Source organism: Pseudomonas izuensis (assembly GCF_002356535.2).
GTDB lineage: Bacteria > Pseudomonadota > Gammaproteobacteria > Pseudomonadales > Pseudomonadaceae > Aquipseudomonas > Aquipseudomonas izuensis.
Genome location: NZ_AP017423.2, coordinates 3,462,552 through 3,474,972, shown reverse-complemented (window position 1 = coordinate 3,474,972; position 12,421 = coordinate 3,462,552). Strand labels below are relative to the sequence as shown.

12 protein-coding genes are annotated in these 12,421 nt (G+C 58.3%); 6 read left to right on the top strand and 6 right to left on the bottom strand.

Annotated elements, in window-relative coordinates:
* Positions 1-54: 54 nt before the first annotated feature.
* Positions 55-1,107, bottom strand: a complete 1,053-nt coding sequence (locus LAB08_RS15405) for an aldo/keto reductase (RefSeq protein WP_096511206.1) — start codon at positions 1,105-1,107, stop codon at positions 55-57.
* A 183-nt stretch (positions 1,108-1,290) separates the two neighbouring features.
* Here LAB08_RS15405 and zapE point away from each other — a divergent pair, with 183 nt between their 5' ends.
* The 3 genes from zapE (at position 1,291) to LAB08_RS15390 (ending at position 3,641) form a co-directional block, all read left to right on the top strand.
* Complete coding sequence (gene zapE, locus LAB08_RS15400) at positions 1,291-2,409, top strand: cell division protein ZapE (RefSeq protein WP_096511208.1); 1,119 nt, start codon at positions 1,291-1,293, stop codon at positions 2,407-2,409.
* A 49-nt stretch (positions 2,410-2,458) separates the two neighbouring features.
* Complete coding sequence (locus LAB08_RS15395; RefSeq protein ID WP_096511210.1) at positions 2,459-3,040, top strand: DinB family protein; 582 nt, start codon at positions 2,459-2,461, stop codon at positions 3,038-3,040.
* Positions 3,041-3,149: 109 nt separating this feature from the next.
* Complete coding sequence (locus tag LAB08_RS15390; RefSeq protein ID WP_096515373.1) at positions 3,150-3,641, top strand: GNAT family N-acetyltransferase; 492 nt, start codon at positions 3,150-3,152, stop codon at positions 3,639-3,641.
* Between the two features lie 80 nt (positions 3,642-3,721).
* Here the strand turns inward: LAB08_RS15390 and LAB08_RS15385 are convergent, their stop codons facing one another.
* Both LAB08_RS15385 and LAB08_RS15380 read right to left on the bottom strand, forming a co-directional pair.
* Entirely contained in the window at positions 3,722-3,937 is a 216-nt protein-coding gene (locus LAB08_RS15385; protein WP_096511212.1) for a hypothetical protein, read from the bottom strand.
* Positions 3,938-4,235: 298 nt separating this feature from the next.
* Entirely contained in the window at positions 4,236-4,412 is a 177-nt protein-coding gene (locus LAB08_RS15380) for a DUF6026 family protein (RefSeq protein ID WP_172901602.1), read from the bottom strand.
* Between the two features lie 271 nt (positions 4,413-4,683).
* Between LAB08_RS15380 and gnd the strand changes: the two genes are divergently transcribed.
* On the top strand, positions 4,684-5,664 hold the full coding sequence (gene gnd, locus LAB08_RS15375) for a phosphogluconate dehydrogenase (NAD(+)-dependent, decarboxylating) (protein WP_096511214.1): 981 nt from the start codon (positions 4,684-4,686) through the stop codon (positions 5,662-5,664).
* Positions 5,661-7,184: a glucose-6-phosphate dehydrogenase gene (zwf, locus tag LAB08_RS15370; RefSeq protein ID WP_096511216.1), complete on the top strand. Its 1,524-nt coding sequence runs from the start codon at positions 5,661-5,663 to the stop codon at positions 7,182-7,184. The genes gnd and zwf overlap by 4 nt, the downstream gene beginning before the upstream one ends.
* 93 nt (positions 7,185-7,277) lie before the next feature.
* Here the strand turns inward: zwf and nhaB are convergent, their stop codons facing one another.
* The 3 genes from nhaB to LAB08_RS15355 all read right to left on the bottom strand — a co-directional run bounded on the left by nhaB (position 7,278) and on the right by LAB08_RS15355 (position 10,702).
* Positions 7,278-8,780: a sodium/proton antiporter NhaB gene (gene nhaB / locus LAB08_RS15365; RefSeq protein ID WP_096511218.1), complete on the bottom strand. Its 1,503-nt coding sequence runs from the start codon at positions 8,778-8,780 to the stop codon at positions 7,278-7,280.
* Positions 8,781-8,858: 78 nt separating this feature from the next.
* Positions 8,859-10,148 (bottom strand): NHL repeat-containing protein, encoded by a 1,290-nt coding sequence (locus LAB08_RS15360; RefSeq protein WP_096511220.1) that lies wholly within the window; start codon positions 10,146-10,148, stop codon positions 8,859-8,861.
* A gap of 287 nt (positions 10,149-10,435) precedes the next feature.
* Positions 10,436-10,702, bottom strand: a complete 267-nt coding sequence (locus tag LAB08_RS15355) for a hypothetical protein (RefSeq protein WP_096511222.1) — start codon at positions 10,700-10,702, stop codon at positions 10,436-10,438.
* A 343-nt stretch (positions 10,703-11,045) separates the two neighbouring features.
* Between LAB08_RS15355 and LAB08_RS15350 the strand changes: the two genes are divergently transcribed.
* A complete protein-coding gene (locus LAB08_RS15350) occupies positions 11,046-12,371 on the top strand; it encodes a sigma-54 dependent transcriptional regulator (protein ID WP_096511224.1) in 1,326 nt (441 codons plus the stop codon).
* Positions 12,372-12,421 lie beyond the last annotated feature (50 nt).

Genomic DNA, 12,421 nt, shown 5'->3' with positions numbered 1-12,421 from the left:
TCCCACAGGTTTTGTGCAGAACCTGTGGGAGCGGGCTTGCCCGCGATGCTTTTTTCAGGCCACCGGGATTTTCGGCAGGTCGAGGGTCACGCCTCCGCTGAACCGGGCAAATGAACCGGAAATCGATTCATGGGGCACGCCCTTGGCCACGCTGCTGACGCCGTCGAGGCGCGCCAATTGCTGGTCATTCAACTGTACATTCAATGCCCCCAGGGTGGCGTCCAGCTGTTCACGGGTGCGCGAGCCGAGAATCGGAATCAGTGCAGTGGTCGAACGTTTGGCTTGCTCGCGCAGCCAGGCAATGGCCACATGGGTCGCACTGGCCGCCACTTCCTCGGCGACAGCCAGAAGGGTGTCGAGCAACGCGGTTTCACGGGCGCTTTTCTCGGCGTGAACCAGCACGCCGAGTTTAGTGGCGCGGTTGTCGCCCTCGGCCTGGCGGTACTTGCCCGTGAGGAAACCGCCACCCAGTGGCGACCACAGGGTCGCCGCCAGACCCAGCGCTTCGGCCATCGGCAGTTGCTCGCGCTCGGCCGTACGCTCGGCCAGGCTGTATTCGACCTGAATCGCTGCAATGGGCGCAAAACCGCGCACCTCGGCCAGCAGGTCGGCACGGGCGATGCGCCACGCCGGAAAATTCGACAGTCCGGCGTAATGGATCTTGCCGGCCCGTACCAGATCGTCGAAGCCACGCAGGATTTCTTCCATCGGCGTCACGCCATCGCTCATGTGCGCCCAGAACAGATCGATGTGATCGGTTTTCAGTCGTTTCAAACTCTCTTCGACGGCACGAACCATGTTCTTGCGGTTGTTGCCGGTATGGGAAATGCCGGCTGCCGGCGTCGTTCCCAAGGTGTATTTAGTGGCGATGACCAGTTGATCCCGTTCAGCGGCGATGAATTCGCTGAGCATGGCTTCCGATTGGCCGCCCTGATAGCCGTTGGCGGTGTCGATAAAGTTGCCGCCGGCCTCAAGATAGCCGTCGAAAATGTCCTTGGCTTCATCACGCTCGGCACCATGGCCCCAACCGGTGCCAAAGTTGCCGGCGCCCAACGCCAGTTCGGAAACCCGCAGGCCGGTTTTACGGCCAAAGACTTTGTAGTGCATGGGGATGACTCCTGAAGGAAGCGGTTGGGTGGATATAGATTACTAACAACATTTATAAAATATGATGCATATAATTTAATTCGTCAACGTCCTTTTAAACCGGGTCAGTCTGTAGGCGCTGGCAAGCCAGCTCCTACAAAGGGAGCGGTGTAGTCGTCATCGACTGGTGGCATACTGCCGCGCATGAATGTCGACTCCCCCCTCAGCGCCTGGCAACACGCCATCGAACAAAAGGGTTTCGTCCAGGACGAAGCCCAGGAGCATGCCGTCTGGGCCTTGCAAAAGTGCCATGAAGCCTTGCATGAAGGGCGTGTGCCGATTGCCGGGGTGTACCTTTGGGGCCCGGTGGGGCGGGGGAAGACTTGGTTGATGGACCAGTTCTACCAGCACCTGCGGGTTCCGGCCCGGCGCCAGCACTTTCATCATTTCATGGGCTGGGTGCACCAGCGCTCGTTTCAGCTCACCGGCACCGCCGACCCTCTGAAGGCCCTGGCGCGTGAATTGAGCGAAGAAGTGCGGGTGTTGTGCTTCGACGAATTGTTCGTCAATGACATCGGTGACGCGATCATTCTCGGGCGCTTGTTCCAGGTGATGTTCGAACAGGGTGTGGTGGTGGTCTGCACCTCCAATCTTCCTCCGGACAAGCTGTACGCCGACGGTTTCAACCGTGACCGCTTTGTGCCCGCCATCGTCGCGATCAAGCAGCATATGCAGGTCATCGCGGTGGACGGCGGTGAAGATCATCGCCTGCATCCAGGGCAGGGCCTGCAGCGTTACTGGGTAGTCGAGCCCGGACGCACCAGCGCACTGGATGAAGTGTTCAAGCGGTTGACCGTCGACCAAGGGGTATCCAGCGAAGCGATCAAGGTCGGCTATCGCTCGCTGGCTGTGGTGCGGGCGAGCAACACCGTGCTGTGGTGTCGTTACGCCGATCTGTGCGAACAACCGTTTGCCGCGATGGATTTCATGGCTTTGTGCGACACCTTCGGCGTTATCCTGTTGAGTGACGTACCCAATTTGAGCGCGCAACAACGTCCGGGGCGTATCGCCCGAGGCACTGAGGACGGGGCTTCGCGGGTCGAGGCCGGGGATCGGGAATTGCCGCAGTTGTCGGTGCATGACGACGGTGTGCGGCGTTTCATTGCCCTGGTGGACGAGTGCTACGACCGCAAAGTGCCGCTGTACCTCGAAGCGCAGGTGCCGATGGATTCGCTCTACACCGAGGGTTACCTGGAATTCCCGTTCCGCCGCACCCTCAGTCGCTTGCAGGAAATGCAGCTGGAACGTTTCGCGCAGGTTTGAACATCAGGAGCCATCAGCTTCTGAGGGTTTGTATTCAGGAGACATCAGCATGAATCAGCCCCTGTCACACCATTTGTTGACCATGGCTTACCAGAACGCCTGGGCCAATCACCGACTGGCTACGGCCTGGTGCCAGTTAAGTCCGCAGGAGCTGGTAGCTCCTCGGGTCAGCTTCTTTCCCAGTATTCGCGCAACCCTCAATCACATCCTGACCTGCGACTGGTTTTACGTGGATGCCCTGGAGCGCGAGTTGCGCGGTGATGATCCCCATCCCGATTGCTACGTGTTTTTCCGCGACGACGAGCCGTTCGTCCATGCCCCGGACCTCAAGCGCGAGCAGGCTCAGGTCGACCGGCGACTGATCGCCTACTGCGAGCAAATGCGCGACGCGGACCTGCACAAGGTCGTCACCATCGCCCGGGACACGCCGCAACATGAAAGCCGATTGCGCATGCTGTCGCACCTGTTCGAGCACCAGATCCATCATCGCGGCCAGACCCATGCCATGCTCAGCGGCACGTCGGTGAAGCCGCCACAACTGGACGAATTTTTCTGTGCCGGCGAGTCGCACCTGCGGGCCGAGGACTTTGCCGAGCTGGGGTGGACCGAAGCGCTGATCTGGGGACATTGAAATCTTTTGATTTTCAACGGTTGTCGCCACTGACACGCTCGCGATATCGTCGCCAGGCCTTCCAGGGCGAACTGCGCACTGGGGCTATTCAATGTGATCGAGGATGGAAATGGATTCCGCGGAAATACTTGTGTTGCAAGCCAGCTACAGCAACCCCGTGCACGCCGAGGCGATCGGCCTGGTGCTCAACAGCTACGCCGAGGACCCGATGGGTGGCGGTCATTCCTTACCTGCCGCAGTGCTGGAGCAGCTACCGGGTGAGTTGGCCAAGCGTGCGCATGCGTTCAGCGTCCTGGCCTTTGTCGGTGGTGAGCCGGCCGGGCTGATCAATTGCTTTGAAGGGTTTTCGACCTTTGCCTGCCGGCCATTGGTCAACGTGCACGATGTGGCGGTGGTGCCAAAGTTTCGCGGGTTGGGCTTGAGCCAGCGAATGCTGCAAAAGGTCGAAGACATTGCCCGTCAGCGCGGTTGCTGCAAAATCACCCTGGAAGTACTGGAAGGCAATGCGGTGGCACAGGCGTCTTATGGCAAGTTCGGCTTTGCCCCTGGCGAATTCGACCCGGCGCACGGGCGCATGATGTTCTGGATCAAGCCACTTTGATCCGGGCATAAAAAAGGGCGTCCATCAGGACGCCCAATGGTCTTCTCTGACTGAAGAGCAGGCAGTCAGAGGCGTAACAATCATTTCGGTCTGTAAGACTCGGTCATTTGCGCGGTTTGATCGTCCGGTACTCGCAGTTCATGGGTCTGGCTTTGCGTGATGTTGCCCAATGCCACTTGCTGGTTGTAGCGCAAGGTTTCGTAGTAGTACCTCATGCGTTCGGCTCCGCCTTCGGCAAAGGCGCCAGCGGAGCCCAGCGTCGTGAGGACCGCGAGAATCAGCGTAGTACGTTTCATGGTGTGCCTCCCACTTACAGATGTCGGATGCCTTTCGTCCATGAGCCAATCAATCAAAATCGAACACTCATTATCCGCCGATTCTGTTAAATGGGAATTAACTGCGCCTGGAGATTTCTGCCGGTCCAGGCACAAGGTTTCCTGCAACCACAGAAGCTGTGGGAGCACGCGCGCGCCCACAGGTTTGAAGGGTGTATCAGCAGGAAAGTGTGAAAAAAATTCGAGAATGGCCAGGTTTGGCGGCGGGCCAGGGTGTTGCGCAAGCAGGGCTGTGCTGCTTGCGATTCAAGCGAGGAGGTCAGGCGTGGGGAGTGCGTTGAGTCAAGGGTAAGGGCTGTTGGTTCTGGATCAGCGAGCGCAACTGCGCCAACTCCTGCCTCAACTGTTCGCGCTCGTCTTTCAACTGGCGCAATTCCTCGCGGCGGATCGTGACATAAAGGGTTTGTGCCGGCAGTGCATTATGTACTGTGCCCATTGCTCACCTCGCAAATGGCTGTCTCAACTGTAAATCCGCCCCGACATCGGAGCCAGAATTACTATCGGCGCCAATTTTGATTTCTTTTGCCCATGAAGGGAACTTTTTTATTTTTCAGTGTCGTTGTGTCTTCAGCACGATTCCCGACGTTATCTGTCTGGATCGGGCACAATGCCCGGAAACTTCATGCCAACGCTCTGGACTAACCTCAATAGTCGCGTTGGGCTATAACCAATGACACACTTTTATTTGTAGTAGGGAGCATCAGCACATGCAACTCGGGATTATTGGACTGGGCCGCATGGGCGGTAATATTGCGCGGCGCCTGATGCTCAACGGGCATACCACCGTTGTGTACGACCGCAATACCGCCTTCGTCGAAACCTTGACCGAAGAAGGCGCCACTGGCGTTGCCGATTTGCCAGCCCTGGTCGCTGGCCTGGCCAAACCGCGAGCGGTGTGGGTCATGCTGCCGGCAGGCGCACCGACCGAAGACACCATCGAAACCCTGAGCACCTTGCTCGAAGCCGGCGATACCATCATCGACGGCGGCAACACCCACTATAAGGACGACATCCGCCGGGCCAAGACCCTTTCGGAAAAAGGCCTGCACTACATCGACGTGGGCACTTCCGGCGGTGTCTGGGGCCTGGAGCGCGGTTACTGCATGATGATCGGCGGCGATGCCGAGACCGTCACACGCCTTGATCCGCTGTTCGCCAGCCTGGCCCCGGGCATGGGCGACATCCCGCGTACCAAAGACCGCAAGTCTGACGACGATCGTGCCGAGCACGGTTACATCCACGCCGGCCCGGCGGGCGCCGGGCATTTTGTGAAGATGATCCACAACGGCATCGAATACGGAATGATGCAGGCCTTTGCCGAAGGCTTCGACATCCTCAAGACCAAGTCCAGCTCCCGCCTGCCAGAGGACCAGCGCTTCGACTTGAACGTGGCCGACATCGCCGAAGTCTGGCGTCGTGGCAGCGTGGTCTCGTCGTGGTTGCTCGACCTGACGGCCGATGCCCTGGCCAGCGATAAGAACCTCGACGGTTTTTCCGGTTCGGTGGCAGACAGTGGTGAAGGTCAATGGACCGTCGAAGCGGCCATGGAGCAAGCGGTACCGGCAACCGTGCTGACGACCGCACTGTTTTCCCGCTACCGTTCCCGTGGTCAGGGCACCTTTGGCGACAAGATTCTCTCGGCCCAGCGCTTCGGCTTCGGCGGCCACGTGGAGACACCTAAAAAATGACGCATGCGATCCGCAGAAAATCCAAGGCCGAAACCGCGCCACCGACCACGCTGTTCCTGTTCGGCGCCCATGGTGATCTGGTCAAGCGCCTGCTGATGCCGGCGCTGTATAACCTCAAGCGCGACGGTTTACTCGGGGATGGACTGCGGATCATCGGCGTTGACCACAACGCCATCAGCGATGAAGGCTTTGCGAAAAAACTCGAAGACTTCATTCGCAGCGAAGTGGCCGGCAAAGTCGGCAAGGGCGATCAATCCCTTGATCCGGACTTGTGGGCCCAACTCGCCAAAGGCATCAGCTACGTCCAGGGCGATTTCCTGGACGACAGCACTTATCAAGCGCTGGCGGCGAAAATCGCCGACAGCGGCACCGGCAACGCGGTGTTCTACCTGGCCACCGCGCCACGCTTTTTCAGTGAAGTGGTACGCCGCCTCGGCGCTTGCGGGTTGCTCGAAGAGAGCCCCGAGGCGTTCAGAAGGGTGGTGATCGAAAAACCCTTCGGTTCCGATCTGCCCACCGCTGAGGCGTTGAATGCCTGCTTGCTCAAGGTCATGTCGGAGAAGCAGATCTACCGCATCGATCACTACCTGGGCAAGGAGACCGTGCAGAACATCCTGATCAGCCGCTTTTCCAACAGCCTGTTCGAAGCGTTCTGGAACAATCATTACATCGACCATGTGCAGATCACCGCCGCCGAAACCGTCGGCGTGGAAACCCGTGGCAGTTTCTACGAAAACACTGGGGCGCTGCGGGACATGGTGCCCAATCACCTGTTCCAGTTGCTGGCGATGGTGGCCATGGAGCCGCCGGCCGCCTTCGGTGCCGATGCGGTGCGTGGCGAGAAGGCCAAGGTTGTCGGCGCGATTCGTCCGTGGTCGATTGAAGAGGCACGGGCCAACTCGGTGCGCGGCCAGTACACCGCGGGTGAAGTCGATGGCAAAACCCTGCCCGGTTATCGCCAGGAAGAGCGGGTCGCGCCTGACAGCAACACCGAAACCTATGTGGCCCTCAAGGTGATGATCGATAACTGGCGTTGGGTCGGCGTGCCGTTCTACCTACGCACCGGCAAGCGCATGAGTGTGCGCGATACCGAAATTGTCATCTGCTTCAAACCGGCACCGTATGCGCAGTTCCGCGATACCGAGGTCGATGAACTCGCACCCACCTACCTGCGTATCCAGATTCAGCCCAACGAAGGCATGTGGTTCGATCTGCTGGCCAAGCGGCCGGGCCAGGCCCTGAAGATGGACAACATCGAACTGGGCTTTGCCTACAAGGATTTCTTTAAAATGCAGCCGTCCACCGGCTACGAAACCCTGATCTACGATTGCCTGACCGGTGATCAGACGCTGTTCCAGCGTGCCGACAACATCGAAAATGGCTGGCGCGCAGTTCAGCCATTCCTCGACGCCTGGCAGCAGGATGCAACGGTGCAGGGCTATGCCGCGGGTGAAGACGGGCCGCAGGCCGCCGAAGCGTTGCTGACGCGCGACGGTCGGGTCTGGCATGGCCTTGGATGAACGATGGCCCGCCAGCGCCCAATCGCCCTCGATAACAACACATAACCCGATGTGGGAGCGAGCAGGCTCGTTCCCACATTTTTTAGCGAGCGTTTATAGCCAAAAGCTGACGGCGTACCAGCCAAGCACACCCATCACCACCGTATACGGCAACGCCATCCACACCATGCGCCCGTAAGACAGCCGAATCAGCGGTGCAATCGCCGAGGTCAACAGGAACAGGAACGCGGCCTGTCCATTGGGCGTGGCCACGCTTGGCAAATTGGTGCCCGTATTGATCGCGATGGCCAGCGTCTCGAAATGCTCGCGGCTCATGTGCCCTGAGATGAATGCCTGTTTCACTTCAGTGATGTAGATCGTTGCCACGAACACGTTGTCGCTGATGGCCGAGAGCAAGCCATTGGCAATGAACAGCATGCCCGGTTGTTGATCGGCCGGCAGGGCCAGTACCCACTGGATCAAGGGTGTGAACAGTTGCTGATCGTGAATGACCGCCACCACGGCGAAAAACACCACCAGCAGGGCGGTGAACGGCATTGCGTCCTTGAACGCCGTACCGAGACGGTGCTCGTCGGTAATCCCGGTGAACGCCGTGATCAACACAATCACCATCAAACCGATCAAACCCACTTGTGCTACATGAAACGCCAGCCCGGCAATCAGGATCAGTGCGGCCACGGCCTGCACAATCAGCGCTGCGCGCTGGCGTGCGGTACGTTCGATATCGTCCTGGGCTGCGTAATTGGCCAACACCGCCCGTACGTTGTCCGGCAGCAACGTGCCGTAACCGAACCAGCGCAGTTTCTCCAGCAGGACGCAGGTCACCAGGCCGGCGCCCAGTACCGGTAGCGAAACCGGCGCGATCTTCAGAAAGAATTCGGCGAAGTGCCAACCCATCTCATGGCCGATCAACAGGTTCTGCGGTTCGCCCACCAGCGTACAGACGCCACCCAGCGCCGTGCCTACGGCACCGTGCATCAGCAGGCTGCGCAGGAAGGCGCGAAATTGATCGAGGTCGTCATGGTGGAGCGTGGGCAGGCATTGGTCATCGCCGAACTCACTGTCCTGTCGCGGATCTGTGCCTGAAGCCACGCGGTGGTACACCGAATAAAAGCCGACGGCCGCACTGATGATGACGGCGGTCACGGTCAAGGCATCGAGGAACGCCGACAGAAACGCCGACAGAAAACAGAACATCAACGCCAGCATGGCCTTGGAGTGCACGCCAAGCAGCAAACGCGAGAAAAGAAACAACAGCAGGTCTTTCATGAAGTAGATGCCGGCCACCATGAACATCAGCAGCAGGATCACCGGAAAGTTGTGCACCAGTTCGTCATAAAGCGCCTGGGGCGTGGTCATTTTCAGCAACAGCGCTTCGACCAGCAACAAGCCGCCGGGCATTAACGGATAGCATTTGAGTGCCATGGCCAGGGTGAAGATGAACTCCAGGACCAACAGCCAACCCGCAGCGACCGGACCGGCGCTCCAAAACACCAGTGCGTTGATAATTAGAAAACCAACAATACAGATTTTGTACCAGCGGGGTGAGTTGCCGAGAAAGTTATGCGCGAACGCCTGGATCATGGAACCGGACATCGGCTACTCCTTGTAAAAAGAAGCGCGCAAGTTGCCGTAAGCGAAAGAGAAGATCAAGTGCAGTAAAGTTTCGGTGGATCAGCCCAAATAGCGTGCAACGACCGCACGATAGTTACCGTCCAGTGAATATCCGCCTACCACGATATTTCCATCGGCCTGGACTGCCAGTGAAGTCGCCGTATCCAGACTGCGACCGAGTCGGGTACGAACCCATCCGTCTCCATTGCCAAAGCCAGGGTCGAGATGGCCGTCGCTGCTGTAACGACCAAGGATAAAATCGGCCTCGACACCGCCAATGGTTGCACCGGCCGTGACTACACTGCCATCCGGTTGTGCCTGGGCAGCGGTCCACTGACAACCACTGCGTCCGAGTTCAAGTAAATGTGCCTGGCCGTCGTTGCAATGCTTGTCCGGGCGGCCATTGATGTGCAGTTTCAGGGAAAGGCAGCGCATCGGATCGCGGCTGCTGCCAAAACACTGCAGGTCGCCGTTAACCAGTTGGACAATCTGGCTGACTTGGGCACTTTGCCCTTGAGCCTTGAAATACATGAATCCGTCTACGGCAAAACGCTCGTCAAGGCTGCCGTCGGCGTGATAGCGGGCCAGCAAACCTTCCTCGGGGAAGTTGATCGATCCGCCTACCAGGATTCGACCGTCGCGTTGCACCCTCACACTGTTGAGCCAGGTGTTCATCAACAAATGCCTGACGATCACAAATCCGCGGCCATTGAAGGTGCTATCCAACTGACCATCAGGGTCGAGTCGTATGAGCAGGCCGGCATGATCGGCCAGTTCGAAATGATGATTGGCCACCAGCACGATTCGGCCGTCCTCTTGTATCCCGGCATCACAGGCTTCGGCTCCCGGCACACCGGGAGGCAGCCAGGCATCGCGAATCCCGTGGGACAGATTGCCCGGCAGTCGCACGACACGTCGGCCGTTGTCGCCAAACCCCTGGACCGGGCAGCCTTGCGGGTCGAATAACGCCACGGCGGGGAGGGTGCGATGGGCATTTTCATAGTGCAGGCCGGTCAGCAGAATGTGCCCGTTGGAGAGCACTTGAACCTTGCCGGCCGTGGCTTCGAAGCCCGGTTCGAATTGTCCGATGACGCTGCCTTTATAGCCGAATGCCAGATCCGCCGAACCATCCTCCAGCAAGCGAGCCAGGCCAAAGCGGCTGCCTCCCGCCGTTCCGATCTTTGCCGCGACCAGCAAACGACCCTGGGAATCCAGGGCGACGCTGTTTGCCATGCTTGAAAGACTGCCGGCAAAGTACACCTGGGTTTTGCCGTGAGTGGCGAAGCTGCTATCGAGTTTCCCGGCGTTAGTGAACGTGGTCGGGATAGCTAGAACGGACTGGATTGACATGCGCGCATCTCCTTGCGAGTCGTCCTGGTCCAAGGGTTGGGAGTGGCGACTTAATAAGAAGAACATTCAATCCCTGAATGCCGGGATGCACAACTGACAGAACTAACAGGCGGAGGGTCGTTGTGCGCCACAACAGTGTCTTTTCGAACCATTGGCAAGCTTGCAAAGGATTAAACGTGCGCTAGTTCAAATAACGAAGTATTGCAAGTGCGTTGGGTCAGTAAAAAAGCTGCAACTAACGACAGGGAAGGAGGGCGCGGATTACCTCGCAGTAATCCGCAAAACTATTAATTTGGCATCGACCACGACTGCAGTTTGTAACCTTCCAGGCTCAACTCTTCACGGGCCTGTTCAAGCAGGCGTTGGAGCTGCTCGGGATCGGTGTAGGCGCTGCTCGGAATCTGCTTGCGACCTATACTGTTGTTGGTGCGGTCGATGACGGTGAGGCTGAGTTCGCCGTTACCGTCCTGTGGGGCCCAGGCCACGCACTGGAAAGGTTTAAATGCGCGGTCGGCAATCAAAAGAGCTTCGTTGATACGGAGCGGGGCGTTCATGGGATCTTCTCTCTGTATGCCCAATCAAGTGATGTGCCGACGGTTGGGCTTACCGTTCGGCAGGTTACTTGTACTGATGCCCGCTACCGGGGTTCGGGTCACACACAATGAAAAGAAATTTCAACTTTTTGTCAGATGCCCATTGCGAACACTTGTTTTGAAAGCTGAATGAAAGGAAAGACTCGTTAGGTAACTATCGATGCGGTTTCTTATAACTCTTTACACAACAACCCTATAGTCAAACGGTACAAGGCCACGTCAAATTCTTGCTAATGTTACAGCCAGGTCCGCCAAATGACTGTTTTTAATAAAATTTCCCCGGATTTGGCGCCAAGGAACCGTCATGAGCGAAGCGCCAGCCTTACGACGTCTATTAGTGGTTGATCCCGACGACGACTGCCATCGTGTATTGCCGGGATTACGCTCCGTGGGTTGGGATGTTGACAGCTGTTCGCTGGAAAACGCCTCCGACCGAACCTGCGATGTGGGTTTGTTACGCCTGCAGCCTTTTCATCTCGAACACCCGGACGCCGTCAAGGAACTGATCAGCCGCAGCGGAACCGAATGGATCGCCGTCCTGAATCAGGAAGTCTTGCGCCTGCAAAATGTCGGGGACTTTGTCTGTGAATGGTTTTTTGACTTCCATACCTTGCCGTTCGACGTATCCCGGGTCCAGGTCACACTGGGCAGGGCGTTTGGCATGGCGCGCCTGCGTGGGCAGGGCACGGTTCATATCGATCAGCCCGAGCACGAACTGCTGGGCGACAGCAAGCCCATACGTGAATTGCGCAAGTTACTGAGCAAGCTGGCACCCACCGAGTCGCCGGTGTTGATTCGCGGTGAAAGCGGGACGGGCAAGGAACTGGTCGCCCGCACGTTGCATCGACTATCGCTGCGTCACAGTAAACCCTTTGTCGCAATCAATTGTGGCGCGATTCCCGAGCACCTGATCCAGTCCGAGCTGTTCGGTCACGAGAAGGGTGCCTTTACGGGCGCCCATCAACGCAAGATCGGTCGGCTCGAAGCGGCTAACGGCGGCACGCTGTTTCTCGACGAAATCGGTGATCTGCCCCTGGAGCTGCAGGCGAACCTGCTGCGTTTCCTCCAGGAAAAGCACATCGAGCGGGTGGGTGGCAGTCAGCCGATTCCGGTGGATGTACGGGTGTTGGCCGCGACCCACGTCGATCTCGAGGCCGCGATTGAGAAGAAACGCTTTCGCGAAGATCTGTACTATCGCCTGAACGTGTTGCAGGTCGCGACCGCCCCCCTGCGTGAACGCAATGGCGATCTGTCGATGCTGGCCAACCACTTTTCCCATTTCTACAGCCACGAAACCGGCCGCCGTCCGCGCAGCTTCAGCGAAGACGCCTTGATTGCCATGGGCAAGCATGACTGGCCGGGTAATGTTCGTGAGCTGGCCAACCGGGTGCGTCGCGGGTTGGTACTGGCCGAAGGCCGGCAGATCGAAGCGCGAGACCTGGGGCTGATCAGCCATCAGGGCGTCGCCCCGCCGATGGGCACGCTGGAAGAGTACAAGTACCGGGCAGAGCGCCAGGCCTTGTGCGATGTCCTCAACCGCCACAGCGATAACTTGAGCATCGCCGCCAAGGTGCTGGGGATATCCAGGCCTACCTTTTATCGCCTGTTGCACAAACATCAGATCCGTTGAAACCACTGTGTAGGAGCGAGCTTGCTCGCGAAAAGCGTCAGGACAACGCG